Raw genomic sequence first — 17,384 nt, 5'->3', positions numbered from 1 at the left:
ATGAAAATAAAAATTGAAAATATAGAGCTTTCATATTTAACTATTGAGGACTACCAAGAGTTAAAAGAAGCTACGCAGGAGTCTTACACGGGTATGACAAATTCGTACTGGACAAAAACCGCCATTCAAAAATTAATCGATATTTTTCCCGAAGGACAGATTTTGATTAAAATTGATGGAGAGATTGCCGGTTGTGCGCTTTCTATTATTGTAGATTATGTACAATTTGACGATAACCATACGTATGCTGATATTATTACCAAAAGCACCTTCAAAAATCATAACAGTGACGGAGATGTAATGTATGGGATAGATGTTTTTATTAAACCGAATTTCCGCGGATTAAGGTTGGGAAGACGTCTGTACGATTACCGAAAAGAATTGTGCGAAAATCTAAATTTGAAAGGAATTGTCTTTGGAGGTAGGATGCCAAATTACCACATACACAAGAATCAATATTCACCCAAAGAATATATTAATGCGGTAAAACGAAAGGAAATTAGCGACCCAGTGTTGAATTTTCAGATATCAAACGATTTCCATCCTATTCGAGTTATAAAAGGATACTTGGAGGGCGATATGGCTTCTGCAGAGTATGCAGTGTTGATGGAATGGGATAATATTTATTATACAAAACCCACAAAGTCACCATCTGCGGTAAAAACAATTGTAAGACTGGGATTAATACAATGGCAAATGCGTCCGTATTCCGGCTTGGAGCAACTCATGCAACAAGTAGAGTATTTTATAGATACGGTATCGGGCTACCGATGTGATTTTGCTGTGTTTCCTGAGTTTTTCAATGCACCACTAATGGCAGAGTTTAATCATTTAAAAGAATCTGATGCGATTAGAGAATTGGCAAAATTCACTGAGGAAATAAAAAACCGAATGTCCGAATTTTCTATATCCTATAATATCAATATCATTTCGGGAAGTATGCCAGAATTAATTGGAGATACACTTTTTAACGTTGGTTATTTATGCAGAAGAGATGGGAGCGTAGAGCGTTACGAAAAAATTCATGTAACTCCAGATGAAGCAAAAGTATGGGGAATGCAACGGGGAAGCGAATTAAAAACTTTTGAAACCGATTGTGGAAAAATAGGAATTTTAATTTGTTACGATTCTGAATTTCCAGAATTATCCCGCCTGTTGGCCGATGAAGGAATGGATATTCTCTTTGTGCCCTTCTTAACAGATACGCAAAACGGCTATTCAAGAGTGCGTTTATGTGCGCAGGCTAGAGCCGTAGAAAACGAATGTTATGTAGCAATTTCAGGAAGTGTGGGTAATTTGCCTAACGTAGAGAATATGGACATTCAATATGCGCAATCTGCCGTATTTACACCTTGTGATTTTGCCTTTCCAAGCAATGGAATTAAAGCAGAAGCTACCACAAACACTGAAATGATTTTAGTGGCAGACGTAGATATAAGTTTATTACGTGAGCTACATTCATTTGGTGCCGTTAAAAACTTAAAAGACAGACGGAAAGATGTGTATGATGTTATTCGGGTGAAGAAGCAGAAGTAAATTGGATCTTCCCTCATCACAAACCCTTCTCCCGCAGAGAAGGGTTTTTTATAGAATAGAGCTAAGTACTCTCCCTTGGAAGAGTCGAAAGATTCGATCCTTCGCGGGGGATCGATTCTTTCGGTACGGGCTTAATAATAAATCACTCCACAACCCTGAAATTTCCTTTCTGTTCACCGCTTTGTGCAACAATTTCAGTAATAGCAAAGGCCATCACAATGATATATTCTACAGCAACCAACCACAAGTTTTCTTTAAATCCATCAGCTCCATAGGCCGAATAACTTAGCATCACCACAGCACTCCAAACAATAGGAAATTTATACTTCGTAAATACTGAAAGCACCAAAGGAGTTGCTATATACCAGGGATGTACCGTAGTCGACAATAGGAAATAAGCCGTAACTGCCAGTAGCATTGCTGTAATTAACTGTTGCGTAGTAGTATTCTTTCTGAAAAAAGTAAGTGCCAAAAGAATTAAGATAACAAAAACGGGTAAAACTTTGCCAACCGTACCAATTAAATTCCATCCCACGGTTTGAAATCCAATCCAGCGGATAATGTAATAGACGCTGGCATTAAACTCAAAATTCTGAAACCAAAGTGAAATAGTAGCTGAAAAATTAGAGATAAATTCCGAAGACAAAAACGGTGCAAACGTAAGAAGTACAGTTCCTAAAACAACCACGTAAAATTTAAAAGACGATATCAGGTTGAGCGCAATCGAAACCTCCTTTTTAAAGAACCATTTATAAAACAGCGGCAACAATAATAATGGTAACAGCTTCACCGAGACTGAAATCCCCAATGAAACAGCTGCCCAAAACCAATTATTTTTATGAAGTAGGTATAGCGACCAAATTAAAAAGAAAAGCATAACACCCTCAAAATGTAGATTTCCAGTAAGTTCAATTAGAATAAAAGGATTAAGAAAATACCAAAAAATATTCTTTACAGGAAGATTTAATCGTTCCAATAATTTCTTCCCGAAGTAGAGAATCCCTATGTCGGCCAGAATAATAAGTATCCGCAGCACTAGTACAGATCCTACAATACTTTTTCCAGCAAAAAAACCAGCAATCGCAAAGCATAATTGGTTTATTGGTGGGTAGTTACTGTAATGACCAGCATTTAAGTCGCCCATTCCAGCATATAATTGAGCAGCTTGAGCTACTTCCTTTCCCGAGGTTACCTGGAGCGCAGTCGAGAGGTCTGTGAAAAATAACTGTGGGGTACTACTATACGGATTCACGCCCTGAACCAGCAATCGCCCATCCCACAAAAACCGATAAAAATCCTGTGAAAGATTAGGAATAGCTGGTGAAAAAAGTAGTCTAAAACCAACACCCATCGCAGCCAGCACCCAGAAATTAAATTTGGAATATTCAATAATGCGCCAGGCACAAAAAAATAATCCAGCGTAGAGGAGGAGGAGTTTTATAAATTCACTTCGGTCAAGGTTATAGGCGAAAAGTAAATACAATACAATACTCCCGATCACTGGAAATAGAAAATTATTGTATTGCTTTAATGCTTTCAAGACATAATGAATTTTTAGTAGCAGTCATGAATTAATTTAGTTTAATGAATGTCGTGGTAGGTCTCAACTGCGCTCGACCGGACAAGGACATATCTTCCTCATTCAATATTTAAAAAGGTTAACGATCAAAAATCGTCAATCAAAAATCAATCCTGCCATTCAGCAATAAATAAATTCGTATCTCTCCCGCCACCATTATTTCGGTTGGAGGAGAATGCTAAATACTTTCCGTTGTTTGAAAATACTGGAAACGCATCAAATGTCTCGCCGTGAGTTACCCGTTCTAAATTTTTCCCGTCAATGTCAATTAAATAGAGGTTGAATGGAAATCCGCGTTCAGCTTCAAAATTACTACTGAAGAGAATTTTTTTCCCGTCTGGTGTAAAAAACGGACTCCAATTGGCATTTCCAAGACGGGTTATTTGTTTCATATTACTTCCATTTGCATCACAAATAAAAAGCTCCATTTCGGTAGGTTGCACGAGGCCTTGTGCAAGTAAATCTTTGTATTCTTTTATTTCGGCTTCGGTTTTTGGGCGTGAGGCTCTAAAGATTAGTTTTGTTCCGTCTGGCGAAAAGAAAGCGCCACCGTCGTATCCCAATTCGTCGGTGATTTGGTTTACATTACTGCCGTCCAAATTCATAGTGTAGAGTTCTAAATCGCCACTTCGCATAGAGGTAAATACTATTTTATCACCTTTAGGAGAAACCGTTGCTTCGGCATCATAGCCTGGTTCTTTGGTAAGTTGGCTTGTAATATTTCCTTGTAAGTCGGACACAAATATGTCGAAACTATCATACACTGGCCAAACATAGTTGCCATTTTTCCTAAGAGGAACTTCTGGGCATTTTTCATCTACCAAATGTGTGGAACCATATACAATGTGATTGTTGTCTGGAAGAAAATAAGCACAGGTAGTTCTGCCTTTTCCTGTTGAAATCATTGGAGGAACTGTACCTTTAAAAGTTTCCGAAGCATACATCAAAAACATTTGGTCACACGCTACGCCCCATTTTTTGTAGTTGGATTGAAACACCAATTTGCTATCGTCAAAACTCCAATACGCTTCGGCATTATCGCCTCCAAAGGTAACCTGGCGAATGTTCTTAAAATGTTTTTCATCTGGATATATAAGACTGTCACTGTCCCATTCCATCACTGTTTTTTCTAATGTATTTTCGGTAAGATTACTTTCAGTATCCTTTTTTTCATGTTCCTTTTTTTCGCCGCAAGAAACAACCAGTACTAAAAGAGCAATAATATGTAGCGTGTTTTTCATTTAATTTATAAGTTTTGCAAGTTTATTCTTTTGGAAATTCTTTTTTTGTGGGATTTGAATTGGTTGTATTTTTGTGCAAAAATAAGGATATGCGTTTAATATGTTTACTATGTATCACTTTAAGTATAATTTCTTGTCAAAAAGAAGTTGAAAAGAAAGAAATCACAATGAAAGAAGATGTGTTTGCTTTGGCAGACGATTCTTTTAATGGCAGACAAACAGGAACAGATGGCGAGCTGCAGGCTGCGAAATATATCGAAAACAGGTTTATAGAAATTGGTCTACAGCCCAAAGGCGATAACAAAAATTACACCCAAACATTCACGTTTCGTCCTAGCAGCAACCCTCACGAACAGGCCGAATATACGGGCTTAAAAGGGGATAGCACTTTGACGGGAACCAATGTGGTGGCTTTTTTAGATAATGATGCCGAAACTACGGTCGTAATTGGAGCACATTATGATCATTTAGGAATGGGAGGAGAAGGCTCTTTATACCGGGAAAAAAAAGCTGCAATCCATAATGGAGCAGATGATAATGCGAGTGGTGTAGCCGTGCTATTAAATCTTGCTGAAAAACTGAAGAACGCGCCCCGAGCCGAATCGAAGGGGAACAATTACCTGTTTATTGCTTTTTCCGGAGAAGAAATGGGCCTGTTAGGAAGTAATTATTTTGTAAAAAACAGCACAGTCCCTATCACATCTATTAGTTATATGATAAATATGGATATGGTAGGGCGTTTAAATGCTGAAAATACCATTGCAGTTCATGGCGTTGGAACTTCTCCAATTTTTAAACAGACACTTTTTGCAAATAATAATGACACCTTCAATATTGCTGAACATAACAGCGGCATTGGTCCAAGTGATTATACTAGTTTTTACCTGGTCGATATTCCTGTGCTTCATTTCTTTACAGGACAGCACGAAGATTATCACAAACCAGGGGACGATGCCGAAAAGCTGAACTATGAAGGAATGAAGAAAATTTCAGCGTATATTTTTGCAATCATTACCGATCTTAGAGACACTAAAAAATTAGCTTTCAGGAAAACCAAAAATGAAAGTGAAGAAGTACCTCGTTTTAAAGTGGGACTGGGCGTTGTGCCAGATTATCTTTTTACAGGAAAAGGGATGCGTATTGACGGTATTAGCGAAGATAAACCTGCGCAAAAAGCGGGTTTACAAAAAGGAGATGTGGTGATAAAATTAGGCGAATTTGAAGTAACAGATATGATGAGCTATATGAAAGCCTTAGCCACTTTTGAAGAAGGACAAACCACACAAGTTGTGATTAAACGTGACAAGGCCGAACAAGAAGTTGCAGTGACGTTTTAAAAATTTCGGGTGATAGAAAGGGTTGTAAAACCGTGTGTTCCTGTGCTTTCAGTGCGATTGGTTGAAAACATATAAGCAACTTTAATGTCAAGTAATTGATTTCTCCAATAGGTTTCAGCACCATAAAAAAATAAGGAATCTATGGGTTCTAGCGTAAATTCACTATTATCTGCGATAATTGAACCTTGTAACATCGCGTCGTGAATTACATACCGATAGGCTCCTGTTATGGCGAAAAATAATTCGTTTACAATATCGCCCAGTTGTCTATGAGCCATTGTATGTATAAGCTCATTTCTTTTGCCAATGTATAGCTTCACATTATTTTCCAGATAATAATCTTTAGTGCCAAGCGCTATTTTAGGTTTTACAGCCAAAAATGTATTGAAACTGGAATCCCAAAGCAACCACTCTCTCAAATAGCTTCCATAAAGATTAGCATGCGTGCTGCTCTCTATTTGTCCGGTCCAAGTAGCGATTTGCGAGTCATTCGTACTGTGAAACGAAGTTTGAAGTGCTTGTGATCCTGAAATTTCTCCTGTAACGCCTATGGTAAGCCTAAAGTCTAATATTCGTTTTTCATTACTTAAACTAACCCCGGAGTTGATGCCAAGGAAGCCAGCATACGGTCTGTCGTAATCTTCAATATTAGATGAGATAATATTGGAAGGTGTATAAAAAGATTGTTCTAATTGAATGATAAACTGCCGTTTGTTGTCGTGTTCTTTATCTTTCTCATTCAATAATTTCCGGTAGCTTATAAAATTTCCTGTGGTGTACCAACGGTCTGTAAAATGTAGAAAATCGTTATCGTGCATAAGCTCCACTTGTTCCATTACATAACGGCTACCTCCTCTGTTTTGAGCGGAAATACTTACCGAAAAAAAAACAAGCAAAACATACAAACAATGCTGTGCGGAAATTGTACTACGCATGGAGTTGGTTAGCTAAATGCAATGAAGCTTCTAAAGTACTAGAATTTTTTATTTAAGCCCTACTTATCAGGCTTTTAAAAAAAACAAATCCAAAACCAATAAAGAGCATCAGGTGAAATGGAAAGAGTCCAAAGTCTCCGCCCTGATCACCTACAATGAAAGCAGAGTACATTCCAAAACCAAAATAAAGCATTAAAATTCCTTCAATTAAAACATTAGGAGAAATTTTGGACTTGATGTATTTGTTGCCTTTCCAACTATCTTTCAGGTTGCTTATGTTAAATTTTGGGGTACGGATAAAATCACTTTTCTTACCTAAATGTCCTTCAATCACAGCAATTGAATTGTGAACAGAAAAACCCATCGCAATAGAGAAAAACACAAAGAACATTCCAATATATTCCAAGAAATTCATAAAGCCTCCCCCATTAACTTTTTTGTAAGTAAACCAGTAACAGATAAAAAATATCAAAGTGCTTACTACAAAAAAGCTCATTATGATAAAATAATATTTTAAGTGAGCGTATTCATTCTTAATATAGAGCATTGGGATGCTAAGAATAGCAACTACCAAGATGCTAAGAAACATGGTGCTGTTTAGCAAATGCAAAGTCCCGTGAACTTTTGTTTTAAAAGAAATGTTTTTATTACGCCAAACACGCCCTAACATTTTTCTGAAATTTTCTGCACCGCCTTTGTTCCATCTAAACTGTTGTGAACGCGCTGCGCTAATCACTACGGGTAGTTCAGCTGGTGTTTCAACTTCTTCTAAGTATTTAAATTTCCAGTTTTTAAGTTGAGCCCGATAGCTCAAATCCAAATCTTCGGTTAAGGTATCGCCCTCCCAGTTTCCTGCGTCCAAGATGCATTGTTTACGCCATACACCTGCGGTACCGTTAAAATTTATAAAGTGTCCCTCACTATTTCTACCTACTTGTTCCAAGGTAAAATGGGCGTCCAGTGCAAAAGCCTGCACACGTGTAAGAATAGAATATTCGCGATTTATATGTCCCCAACGGGTTTGTACCACACCAATGTTCCGGTCTTTAAAATAAGGAATGGTATCTAGCAACCAATCTTTCTGTGGAAGGAAATCGGCATCAAAAATAGCGATGTATTCTCCTTTTGCGGTTTCTAGTCCTTCTTTTAAAGCACCCGCTTTAAATCCTTTTCGGTCTGCACGGGTTACATGCTTAATATCTAGCCCCGATTTTTGAAGTTCTTTAATCTGGGTAGCTGTGGTGGTAAAAGATTCGTCGGTACTATCGTCCAAAACTTGAATTTCTAGCTTGTCCTTGGGATAGTTTATTTCGGCAATATTATCGAGCAGTCGCTCCATAACATATAGCTCATTATAAACGGGCAGTTGTATGGTAACGTATGGGATTTCGCTTGGGTTAGATAGATTGAATTTTACGGAGGTATCTTCTTTATTACGACTCCTTAAATAGTTGAAAAGCAGGTTGAGCTGTGCCAGCGCATACATTAAGATGAGGAGGAGCGCGGCGGTGTAAATAACCATTATTATGGTTTCAAGAATCATTTTTTGAACGTGTATTTAAAAATCCAGCTGAGAATTTTAATCCCTGCAAATATAGCACCTTTTACCGTTCCTGAAACTTTTGAGGTTCCTATCCTGTTTCGATATTTCATGGGTACTTCGGTGTATGAATATTTTTTTTTGAGTGCTTTTAATTGCATCTCTACAGTCCAGCCATATGTTTTGTCCTGCATTTTTAAGGCAATGAGTTTATCATATTTTATAGCTCTAAATGGACCTAAATCTGTGAAATTTGCTCCAAAAAAGAGCTTCATTAAGTTGGTAGCTAGCCAATTGCCAAATCGTTGCGGGAATGTCATGGAGCCGTCTGCTCTAAGTCGTTTTACTCGGGCACCGATTACAAAATCTATGTCTTTTTCAATAATTGGAGCAATTAATTCGGTAAGTTGCTCTGGATAATCACTATAATCCCCGTCTAAGAACACTACAATATCAGGTTTTTCTTTTTTATCTGAAATGTGCTGCATCCCTTTTAAACAAGCGTACCCATACCCACGTTGGGATTCTTTTAATACCGTGGCTCCAGCTTTTTGTGCAACAATTTCGGTACGGTCAGTAGAGTGGTTACTCACTACAATCACCTCTCTTACCAATGAAGGAATGTCTGTTATGACCAACCCAATGGAAGCGGCTTCATTGTACGCCGGAATAATAACGTCTATGATTTGATTCATTAAAAGGTAAGGTGTGGATTATCTTTTTTGAAGGCGAAAATTGAAGTCCATTCGCCAGTTTTTTGATTGTTTTTGTAAGCTTCGGCCCGTTTTAAACGTCCCTTTTTATAGATAAATGCAAAGCCATTTTTTTTGTCGTTTTTAAACTGAAACCTTTTTTCGGTTTGGGTTGCAATATCGTAAAAAATCCACCAATCTTCGGCAATTCCATTTTGATAATGACCTTGCTTAAGTAGGGTAGTGTTATCATCATAAAAATACCAATAGCCTTCTCTTTTGTTATTGCTAAAACTTCCTTTGGACGCTACTTCGCCATTAGGGTAATAGAAATACCAGTAATCAGTTTTAGTTGCACCCAGTTCCCAACCTTCAGCTTTTAGAGTGCCGTTGTTGTAATATTCTTTTTGGTAATTTTTTTCAGGAAAAGGATTCGCTGCAAATAAAATTGGTGAGCAAATTATTCCGAGGTAGAAAAAAAGAAACTGTTTTTTGAGTGGCATAGCACTTTAGACGCAATAGGTTTAGTTTACTAACCGAATCATAAAAAAACCTTTCAGGTCATGAAGACTTGAAAGGTTTGGTACTATAAACTGTAACTGAATATAGCTTACTATTTCGAGTTCATCAATTCCATTAAATCAACATCGTTTCCTAACAATACCTGGTTGCCATCAATACGTCCATTCATACCATCATTTTCCAGTTTCAGCACGCCACGCGGACACACTGCAGAGCAAATTCCACAGCCAACACAACTACTTCGCACAATGTTTTCTCCTTTTTGAGCATAGGCCCGAACGTCTATTCCCATCTCACAATACGTAGAGCAATTCCCACAAGAGATACATTGCCCGCCGTTGGTAGTAATCCGGAATTTTGAGAATAACCTTTGCTGAAACCCTAAAATAGCCGCCATCGGGCAACCAAATCTACACCAAACACGGTTCCCAAAAATAGGGTAAAACCCAACGCCAATAACCCCGCTAAACATAGCGCCAATTAAAAACCCGTAGCTTTTACGAAGTTGATACGCATCAAAAAAGAATAGTTTTCCAGGACTGCTAACGTACGTGAACAATAAGATAGAAATAACAACGACAAAGTATCCCACGGCTCCGTATTTAGCGTCTTTTGCTAATTCCTCTCTCTTAAAAAGCATCACCCATGCAAATACTAGGGTAAGTAGTCCAATGATAAACCAAACAAAAAATTCTTTGCTAAGCCAAAGATTGTCATAATAGGTTGTTTGTTGCCCTTCGGTTACGTTAAGGTTAGTTCCTTCAGATCTATCTGATATGAGCGTGGCAGCTTTTCCTTGATTAATTTTTTCTAGTGCTTCTTTATTTTCAATTTCAGAAGCAAAGAAATAATTGATGGTGATTCCTTCCGTGTTTTCGAGGGTAGGAGCTTTGGTATTTGGATCGGTATTTAAAATAACTACGCTCGTTGCACCGGCTTTTTGAGCTGCCAGGATGCGTTCGTTAATTGGTTTTCCTTGCGTGTCGCTCATAAAAACCATTTTGTTTTCCAGATTGCTCCATTCGCTAATATTTGCCGATTCGTTTGCTTGTAGATATGAAAAAACTACAGCGGTGGTCATCACAGTAACAAATACTACAACACTATGTATAACCCACCGTTCCACTTTCCAGGCTACTTGGCGCTTATCACTTAAATGACGAAAAGGATCTCCAGCGGTTTCAGCAAGACCTCCACAACCACATACCCAACTGCAGTACCATCTTTTTCCAAACTTATAGGTGAGGATAGGTGTAATCACAAATATGGAGAGTAGGCCAAAAATGAGCATTAGTAAACCTACATCGCCTGCGCTTATAAATTCGTCTATTTTATAACCAGCAAAGAGCTCGTAATTTAAAGGCCAGACATTTTTAAAATCGTAGTACGGCTGATTTAATCGTACTAAGATTTCAGGAATTACAAAGGCAAATGATAATTGAAAAAACATTACCGAGCAGGTGCGAATAATCTCGTATCGGTTGTGTCTATACTTCCATATAAATTTAATCCCAAAGGCAAGAATGGCAAGGGTGTATAGTGTTCCGTAGAGAAACCACTGGCTGGCAGGATTGCCGCTTAAAAACTTGCTTAGTGGGTCGAACAAGGCAATAGCACCTATGTTGTCTCCATCTTTTACTAAACCCAAATACTGCGGAAACCAATACAACACTATATAAAAAAGAGTCATGGTAATTCCTAAAATCCATCCCCAAAACCCGCGCGAGGTTAACGATTTAAAATAAACCCCATCATTTTTGATGCCTTCGTGCTTGTTTAAATACGCTGCTTTTCCAAACCAAATGGTTCCAACTGCTATAGAAATAAGCGATAGCGATAACCACAGTGTTTTATTAGGAAAATTAACATTGAATAGTGCTAGAAATAAAATAGCGAGTCCTGCCAAGCCTAGTACGGATGCAAGTTTTTGTTGGGTATTTATACTTTTTGGCGGCTGCCCAGTTAAGGACATATCTCTTTGAATGGAGCTCATACGATTATGCGTTTACAGGTTGGTGTTGTTGAAATGCTTTTATAATAGCTGTTTCGAAATGTTTAAAAAACTCTGGATCAAAATTGGCTTGTTTCAAATGCTGTACCACAAAATCTACTTTTTGGTGCTGGCTTAGCCATTGGTCAAAAACTTCGTGTTTCATTCGTATTCCGAAGGTGTTAATGCCTAAAAATGCTTGGGTTTCTTTATGATATGCAATGGTGATACATTTAGTATCATCTTCATGATGCCAGTGAAAATGAGCTTCGTAGTCTTTTTTATCTGAAAAGACCCATCCGTAAGTTTGGTACTCAATATCAAAAAACTTAGCACTGTTAAACCAATGTCCGGGATTGTACTCAAACGGATTGCCACATAATGTTTGCGCTACAGTTTCTCCCATCATTCGGCCTGTGTACCAGACGGCTTCAATGGGTTTACGGTTGCCAATGGCTTCGCGTTGTTGGGCACAATCGCCAATAGCATACACATCTTTTACACTAGTTTCCAGATTTCGGTTTACCAGAATACCACGGTCTGTTTCAATACCACTACCCTCTAAAAAGGCAATGTTAGGTTTTACGCCAGTACAAATACCTACCATACTACACGGTATTTCTTCTCCAGTTTCTTTCGTAATGATTGCACGTACTTTGCCATCTTTGTCGGCGATAATTTTATCTAGATTCGTATTGTTTTTGAGATCTACACCGTGCGATAGTATGTGGCGGGAAATCATAGCTGCTTCGTCTTTAGGGAGTACGCCGTCCCAAAAATTTTCTTCTCTAATTAAAAAAGTAACTTCAATATTTCGGGTTCGCAGCATTTCGGCCAGTTCCACGCCAATTAAGCCACCGCCCACTAAAACTGCTCGTGGACAAACCTCGTTATTGGGTGCATATTTTTCAATTTGTTCAAGGTCTTGCTTAGTTATCATGCCCACGACGCCTTCACTATCCAAACCGTCCCAGCCAAAGGAATTGGTGGTAGATCCGGAAGCAATAATGAGCTTGTCATACTGCATACTGCCACCTTCTTTAAATTGAAGTGTTTTAGAATCCGTATCAATTTTAGAGACATATGCCTTCTTCAATTCCAGTCGGTTTTTCTCCCAGAACCAATGCTCGTAAGGTTCAATATCTGTCCAGCGCATATGCCCCATATATACATACATTAGCGCGGTACGGGAGAAAAAATGATCGGCTTCCGCAGATATAATTGTAATTTTTTTGTCTGAAAGTTTTCGGATGTGCCGCGCTGCTGTGACGCCAGCGATTCCGTTTCCAATAATGACTATATGTTCCATAGGTATTCTAGTAAAGACAGGTACCACTTTATGATAGGTTCCCCATTAGGTCGCTTCAATTTACGGAAACATTACAAGAAAATAGAAATTCATTTTTTGAAATTCATTTTATTTAGTATTCCTTGGAGTTTAGCGCCTTATTTTGAAAGATTTAAGGATGAATTTGTAAGCTATCAAAAGTATTTTGGACTTAATGTCCATAAAATATTTAAGATGAAAAGACTCGTAATCCTCACTGTTTTACTAACATTGTTCTCAGTGGTTTCTGGAATATCACAAAACGTATCCACCTTTTTTGATGAAGCTGATAGTTTTTTTAGCACCTATGTTTCTAACGGAAATGTAGCTTATAAGGCTATTTCTCAACACCCTGAAACCTTAAATTCGGTATTGGCGTTGGCAAAGGATGTTTCGGTTTCCCCTTCCGAGGCAAAAACCTATCAGGCGTTTTGGATAAATGCTTATAACCTATCAGTCATAAAAGGAATTATAGATACTTACCCAATCAATTCGCCTTTAGATAAAAAAGGATTTTTCGATACAACCAAACATGAAGTGGGTGGGATAAAAATCACCTTAAACGATATTGAAAACAAAAAACTCCGTGCTCAATTTAACGAGCCGCGGTTTCATTTTGTATTGGTGTGCGGCGCAAAAGGATGTCCGCCTATTATTCCTACAGCATTTACAGCTTCTAACCTAGAAAAACTGTTGCAGCAACAGACAGTGAAAGCTCTAAACGATCCTAAATTTATACAAGTACAAGGAAACAACGTAGCCTTTTCTGAAATCTTTAAATGGTATAAAGAAGATTTTGTAAATCATGGAACCGAGATAAATTTTCTCAATAACTACCGAAAGGAAAAGGTGCCAGACAATGCCAAAGTTACCTACTATGCATACGACTGGCGTTTGAATGAGAAATAGTATTTCAGGAATCGTACCCTCCACAAAAAGTAGTGTTTTTAAAATAGTATTATAATTTTAAAGTCTTCCCTATGCCAGCCAAGTCACTCTCTTAGATTTGGCTGGCAGGTGAAGCACCATTCATCGCTAAAGTTATGGGACTAGCCATAACACCAAAACCGAAAGCACCTTCCTAAAAGATATAGAGCTTTACATACCCTTTTTCACTTTAACTTTAGAAGGGTACACAGGTATGAGTGCTAGCAATACGAGTGAATCTGGAACTACTACCGAAATTTCGGAGTAAGATTTTGGCAGATCTTGTCGGCGCCGGTTGTCTTACATTTGGAGGCTTTATACACCAATGCTATGCGTGGAAACAATACAGGGTTGGGCGAAAGGTTCAACTTAGGTGTGAGGGCCGTATTTTAAGAAAAACTTGTTGGGTAAATGTGTATCTTGAAACGGAAAAATTAAACACCATGAAATATTTATTGCCCTTACTTTTCTCCATCTTTTTATTGCAGGCGTGTACCTCTCAACCCCAGAAAATTAAAGGGGTAAGCTATGTAGCTTCGGGAGAACCTACCACGCAAGAGCACGTTCAGGAAGTTAAGAATATTCATGCCAATTATGCGGCTGTAATGCCTTTTGGATTTATAAGGGATTTAGAAAATCCAGAGTTGCATTTTAATACAGATCGACAATGGTTTGGGGAACGCAGGGAAGGGGTAAAGCAGTATATTGAAATGCTACATCAAAATAATCTTCAGGTAATGCTAAAACCTCAAATATGGATTTCGCGCGGAGAATTTACGGGCTACCTCAAAATGGCTTCTGAAGAAGATTGGCAGGTTCTTGAGAAATCGTACAAAGAATTTATTTTATTATATGCTGAAGTAGCCGAAGAAACAAACGCCCAACTATTTTGTATTGGAACCGAATTGGAGCAATTTACAATACATAGGGCGAAATTTTGGAACGAATTAATTCTTGACGTTAAGAAAGTTTACAAAGGAAAATTAACCTACGCAGCCAATTGGGACGAATACAAACGGGTTCCTTTTTGGGGGCAGTTGGATTATATTGGTGTAGACGGGTATTTTCCGGTTTCAGAATTAAAAACACCCACCGTAGAAGATGCCAGAAAGGGGTGGCAACCCTGGAAAGTAGAAATGCAACAGATTTCAGAAGCAAACAACAAACCTATTTTGTTTACCGAATATGGCTACCGGAATATAGATTTTTCAGGAAAGGAACCGTGGCAAAGTAATAGAACTGAAGACGGCCATAATACCGAAGCACAAACCAATCTTTACAAAGCTTTCTTTGCTGAAATGTACTCAGAACCTTGGTTTGCCGGAGGATTTATCTGGAAATGGTTTATGGATCATAAAAATGCTGGGGGATTACATAGCAATCAGTTTAGTCCTCAAAATAAGCCTGCTCAGCAGGAAATTAAAGAACATTTTAAGGCGCAACATTAAAAACTGCCAAAAATTTCAGTTCTGGCAGTTTAAGTGGAGTAAATTACAAGTTATAATGCTTCCCTTTGTGCTTCCATTTCTTTGTTGTAAGATTTAGCAAGTGTAGTTTTTTGCGCTTCTGAAAATACTTTTCCAGCCAATTGAAAAAACGATTTTTCTTCATCTTCCAGATGATGGCGTACTTGGTGATCTAACGCCTTCATATGTGCCAACCATGCCGCGCTGTCCATGTCTGCTTCTTCTACTTTTTCAATGAGTTCATCAATTTCGTGATGCTCTGCAATGCCATGGCGTGTGTGTTCCACCATCATATCATTGTCCATTAACTGTTTGTAAAAGTTGCGTTCTTCTGCTGTTTCATGACCTTTTAGCTCCACTTTCAGTTTGTCCCAAATATCCTTGCGTTTTTTGGTGTCTCCGGAAGTAGCGAGTGCTTTATCTAATAATTCTCGTTGGATGTCGTGGTCTGCTCTAATAGCTTCAAATATATTCATAGTTTCTTTTTTTAGTTGATTTTAAAATTACAACCAAAAAAAGATGAATACTGTTTAGGAAATCTTAAAGTTATTTATCTGCAAACACCTCGCGCGGTGTTTCGGCTACAGAAGCTTGTTGTTTTTTGTTTTGTTTAATATGTTTTACATAATATGCATATAGTTCGTCTGCATCTGCGCCCATCCAGCGTTTTACATAAATACACCAAAAATGATATTGCACATACCAAATGCCTTTGTCGCGATACAATCTAGCCGAAGATATTAATGGCTGTTGTATGATTACAAATTTGTTGCGTTTGTAAAGTTCATTTATAAGTATGTTGTCCTCATAAATAACGTAAGTTTCGTCATACCCACCAATCTGGTTAAAAAGTTCGCGGGTAATAAATTGGCTTTGATCCCCGCCACGACAGGCACGCCAAGAAAATTTTGTAAACCAGCTTGCCATGAGGAGCCACCAATGATTACTGTCAAATTTCATTTTAAAGCAACCAGCTGGATTTCCTTTTTGAACTTCGGTATTAATTAATTTGTCAAAATTTTTCGGCGGAAAACTATCTGCATGCAGAAAATAAAGAATGCTTCCTGTTGCATTTTTAGCGCCTGTATTCATTTGTTTAGCACGTCCTTTTTCAGAAGAAATTAACTGGACGTTGTAGGGTGAGTTTGTTGAAAACTGTTTTATTAGCATCCGTGTATCGTCACTACTACCGCCATCTACTAAAGTTATTTCAGCAATATTTTGTAAGGAGGCATTTGTAGAAAGATGTTTCAACAAGGCTTCGATATTCTTGGCTTCGTTGAGGACAGGGATTATGATACTTAGCATAGATGTAAATTTACGCAAATTTTAAGGTCTCGGTTGTTTCAGAAACAAAAAACCTTACAGATAAAATAATCTGCAAGGCCAAGGTTTTAGTATATACTTTATATTATTGTTCATTCAAACCCCAATCGTAATTCTTGTAGGTAAGCGTAGCATTAGGGTTTAATTTTTGTTTGCTGTATTGATTAATATACCCAGTAATGTTCACTTTTCCATTTACTTTCCAATCGTTTGGGTAAAAGGTAAATATAGAAGATAGCTGGGCTTCGTTTTCTTTAATGTCGTTATTATCGCTATTGATAAACTCTTTGGTGACTTGGTCTAATTGCTCATTTATTTTTGCAGCCGTATAAGCTTCGTCTAATAATTTTGGACACGAAATAGAGGCGCAATTAATTGCAAAGTGAATTCTTGGTTCGTTCATTTTACGGAGAATTCCATTTTCAATCCCACCTAAGGATAATTCACGTCCGTCAACTCTTGCACGACCTTTGGTCCAGGGGCCATCTAAATCTTTAATACTTTTGGTAGGATAATTTTCCACAATTAATTTTACGGTTTGGGCGTTGTAAAGATTTATGTAAAAAGCTAATAATTCCTGTACACTCCAATCGTTATTCGGATCTTTTGCAGCAAGCATATCAAGATAGGCGTCCAATTGTTTTTCGTCTTTTTGGAAACCTTTATAATTTACCATTCCTTTCTTGTCAACGTACTGTTGCAACAATTTGGTCCATTGGGAATGATCTACATTTACCTCAGAATTTGCTGTGGTTGAGGTTAAAGTACCTTCTACCTTTTTGGTAGGTTGTCCTTGACTGGTAACACCCGCTGCAGATAATAGATTACAACTTTGAAGGGTGAACGCAACTACGGTAAGTAAAGCGATATATTTAAATAGTTTCATAGATTGGTTTTTTATATAGCTACAATGTACAACCTAGGTTTGTTACTATAGAGCGGGTTAACACAGGCTTGTGTTAGTTT

Annotated in this window: 15 protein-coding genes; 4 read left to right on the top strand and 11 right to left on the bottom strand. The window is 37.9% G+C overall.

Annotated elements, in window-relative coordinates; genetic code table 11:
• Positions 1 to 1,536 carry a bifunctional GNAT family N-acetyltransferase/carbon-nitrogen hydrolase family protein gene (locus tag ACQ2HF_RS02020; RefSeq protein ID WP_432411847.1) on the top strand — a complete coding sequence of 512 codons (1,536 nt, stop codon included), beginning with the start codon at positions 1 to 3 and terminating at the stop codon, positions 1,534 to 1,536.
• A gap of 142 nt (positions 1,537 to 1,678) precedes the next feature.
• Here the strand turns inward: ACQ2HF_RS02020 and ACQ2HF_RS02015 are convergent, their stop codons facing one another.
• The gene (locus ACQ2HF_RS02015; RefSeq protein WP_432411846.1) at positions 1,679 to 3,076 is read right to left on the bottom strand and encodes a mannosyltransferase; all 1,398 of its coding nucleotides are present in this window, start codon (positions 3,074 to 3,076) and stop codon (positions 1,679 to 1,681) included.
• 146 nt (positions 3,077 to 3,222) lie between these two features.
• Positions 3,223 to 4,356 carry a TolB family protein gene (locus ACQ2HF_RS02010; RefSeq protein ID WP_432411845.1) on the bottom strand — a complete coding sequence of 378 codons (1,134 nt, stop codon included), beginning with the start codon at positions 4,354 to 4,356 and terminating at the stop codon, positions 3,223 to 3,225.
• A gap of 89 nt (positions 4,357 to 4,445) precedes the next feature.
• Here ACQ2HF_RS02010 and ACQ2HF_RS02005 point away from each other — a divergent pair, with 89 nt between their 5' ends.
• A complete protein-coding gene (locus tag ACQ2HF_RS02005; RefSeq protein WP_432411844.1) occupies positions 4,446 to 5,693 on the top strand; it encodes a M28 family peptidase in 1,248 nt (415 codons plus the stop codon).
• Here ACQ2HF_RS02005 and ACQ2HF_RS02000 read toward each other — a convergent pair.
• The 6 genes from ACQ2HF_RS02000 to ACQ2HF_RS01975 form a co-directional block, all read right to left on the bottom strand.
• A complete protein-coding gene (locus tag ACQ2HF_RS02000; RefSeq protein ID WP_432411843.1) occupies positions 5,690 to 6,628 on the bottom strand; it encodes a lipid A-modifier LpxR family protein in 939 nt (312 codons plus the stop codon). The genes ACQ2HF_RS02005 and ACQ2HF_RS02000 overlap by 4 nt on opposite strands.
• Positions 6,629 to 6,680: 52 nt before the next feature.
• Positions 6,681 to 8,171: a cellulose synthase family protein gene (locus ACQ2HF_RS01995; RefSeq protein ID WP_432411842.1), complete on the bottom strand. Its 1,491-nt coding sequence runs from the start codon at positions 8,169 to 8,171 to the stop codon at positions 6,681 to 6,683.
• Complete coding sequence (locus tag ACQ2HF_RS01990; RefSeq protein WP_432411841.1) at positions 8,168 to 8,863, bottom strand: glycosyltransferase family 2 protein; 696 nt, start codon at positions 8,861 to 8,863, stop codon at positions 8,168 to 8,170. The genes ACQ2HF_RS01995 and ACQ2HF_RS01990 overlap by 4 nt, the downstream gene beginning before the upstream one ends.
• On the bottom strand, positions 8,863 to 9,363 hold the full coding sequence (locus tag ACQ2HF_RS01985) for a toxin-antitoxin system YwqK family antitoxin (protein ID WP_432411840.1): 501 nt from the start codon (positions 9,361 to 9,363) through the stop codon (positions 8,863 to 8,865). The genes ACQ2HF_RS01990 and ACQ2HF_RS01985 overlap by 1 nt, the downstream gene beginning before the upstream one ends.
• Before the next feature lie 110 nt (positions 9,364 to 9,473).
• Positions 9,474 to 11,375, bottom strand: coding sequence for a 4Fe-4S dicluster domain-containing protein (locus tag ACQ2HF_RS01980; protein ID WP_432411839.1), 1,902 nt, complete (start codon positions 11,373 to 11,375; stop codon positions 9,474 to 9,476).
• Positions 11,376 to 11,379: 4 nt separating this feature from the next.
• Positions 11,380 to 12,681 (bottom strand): NAD(P)/FAD-dependent oxidoreductase, encoded by a 1,302-nt coding sequence (locus ACQ2HF_RS01975; RefSeq protein ID WP_432411838.1) that lies wholly within the window; start codon positions 12,679 to 12,681, stop codon positions 11,380 to 11,382.
• A gap of 96 nt (positions 12,682 to 12,777) precedes the next feature.
• Here ACQ2HF_RS01975 and ACQ2HF_RS01970 point away from each other — a divergent pair, with 96 nt between their 5' ends.
• Both ACQ2HF_RS01970 and ACQ2HF_RS01965 read left to right on the top strand, forming a co-directional pair.
• On the top strand, positions 12,778 to 13,608 hold the full coding sequence (locus ACQ2HF_RS01970; RefSeq protein ID WP_432411837.1) for a DUF547 domain-containing protein: 831 nt from the start codon (positions 12,778 to 12,780) through the stop codon (positions 13,606 to 13,608).
• A 461-nt stretch (positions 13,609 to 14,069) separates the two neighbouring features.
• Complete coding sequence (locus tag ACQ2HF_RS01965; protein ID WP_432411836.1) at positions 14,070 to 15,074, top strand: glycoside hydrolase family 113; 1,005 nt, start codon at positions 14,070 to 14,072, stop codon at positions 15,072 to 15,074.
• A gap of 50 nt (positions 15,075 to 15,124) precedes the next feature.
• Here the strand turns inward: ACQ2HF_RS01965 and ACQ2HF_RS01960 are convergent, their stop codons facing one another.
• The 3 genes from ACQ2HF_RS01960 to ACQ2HF_RS01950 all read right to left on the bottom strand — a co-directional run bounded on the left by ACQ2HF_RS01960 (position 15,125) and on the right by ACQ2HF_RS01950 (position 17,304).
• Entirely contained in the window at positions 15,125 to 15,568 is a 444-nt protein-coding gene (locus ACQ2HF_RS01960; RefSeq protein ID WP_432411835.1) for a hemerythrin domain-containing protein, read from the bottom strand.
• 70 nt (positions 15,569 to 15,638) lie between these two features.
• The gene (locus tag ACQ2HF_RS01955; protein ID WP_432411834.1) at positions 15,639 to 16,400 is read right to left on the bottom strand and encodes a TIGR04283 family arsenosugar biosynthesis glycosyltransferase; all 762 of its coding nucleotides are present in this window, start codon (positions 16,398 to 16,400) and stop codon (positions 15,639 to 15,641) included.
• A gap of 103 nt (positions 16,401 to 16,503) precedes the next feature.
• Entirely contained in the window at positions 16,504 to 17,304 is an 801-nt protein-coding gene (locus ACQ2HF_RS01950) for a DUF547 domain-containing protein (RefSeq protein ID WP_432411833.1), read from the bottom strand.
• Positions 17,305 to 17,384: the final 80 nt, after the last annotated feature.

It is taken from the genome of Rasiella sp. SM2506 (assembly GCF_050859505.1).
In the GTDB taxonomy this organism is placed as follows: domain Bacteria; phylum Bacteroidota; class Bacteroidia; order Flavobacteriales; family Flavobacteriaceae; genus Marinirhabdus.
This window is presented reverse-complemented; position numbering and strand designations above follow the sequence as displayed.

Bases quoted from the DNA above. Each gene is read 5' to 3' on its own strand.
- ACQ2HF_RS02020 (WP_432411847.1), top strand. From the start codon at position 1: ATGAAAATAAAAATTGAAAATATAGAGCTTTCATATTTAACTATTGAG.
- ACQ2HF_RS02010 (WP_432411845.1), bottom strand. From the start codon at position 4,356: ATGAAAAACACGCTACATATTATTGCTCTTTTAGTACTGGTTGTTTCT.
- ACQ2HF_RS02005 (WP_432411844.1), top strand. From the start codon at position 4,446: ATGCGTTTAATATGTTTACTATGTATCACTTTAAGTATAATTTCTTGT.
- ACQ2HF_RS02000 (WP_432411843.1), bottom strand. From the start codon at position 6,628: ATGCGTAGTACAATTTCCGCACAGCATTGTTTGTATGTTTTGCTTGTT.
- ACQ2HF_RS01995 (WP_432411842.1), bottom strand. From the start codon at position 8,171: ATGATTCTTGAAACCATAATAATGGTTATTTACACCGCCGCGCTCCTC.
- ACQ2HF_RS01990 (WP_432411841.1), bottom strand. From the start codon at position 8,863: ATGAATCAAATCATAGACGTTATTATTCCGGCGTACAATGAAGCCGCT.
- ACQ2HF_RS01985 (WP_432411840.1), bottom strand. From the start codon at position 9,363: ATGCCACTCAAAAAACAGTTTCTTTTTTTCTACCTCGGAATAATTTGC.
- ACQ2HF_RS01980 (WP_432411839.1), bottom strand. From the start codon at position 11,375: ATGAGCTCCATTCAAAGAGATATGTCCTTAACTGGGCAGCCGCCAAAA.
- ACQ2HF_RS01975 (WP_432411838.1), bottom strand. From the start codon at position 12,681: ATGGAACATATAGTCATTATTGGAAACGGAATCGCTGGCGTCACAGCA.
- ACQ2HF_RS01965 (WP_432411836.1), top strand. From the start codon at position 14,070: ATGAAATATTTATTGCCCTTACTTTTCTCCATCTTTTTATTGCAGGCG.
- ACQ2HF_RS01960 (WP_432411835.1), bottom strand. From the start codon at position 15,568: ATGAATATATTTGAAGCTATTAGAGCAGACCACGACATCCAACGAGAA.
- ACQ2HF_RS01955 (WP_432411834.1), bottom strand. From the start codon at position 16,400: ATGCTAAGTATCATAATCCCTGTCCTCAACGAAGCCAAGAATATCGAA.
- ACQ2HF_RS01950 (WP_432411833.1), bottom strand. From the start codon at position 17,304: ATGAAACTATTTAAATATATCGCTTTACTTACCGTAGTTGCGTTCACC.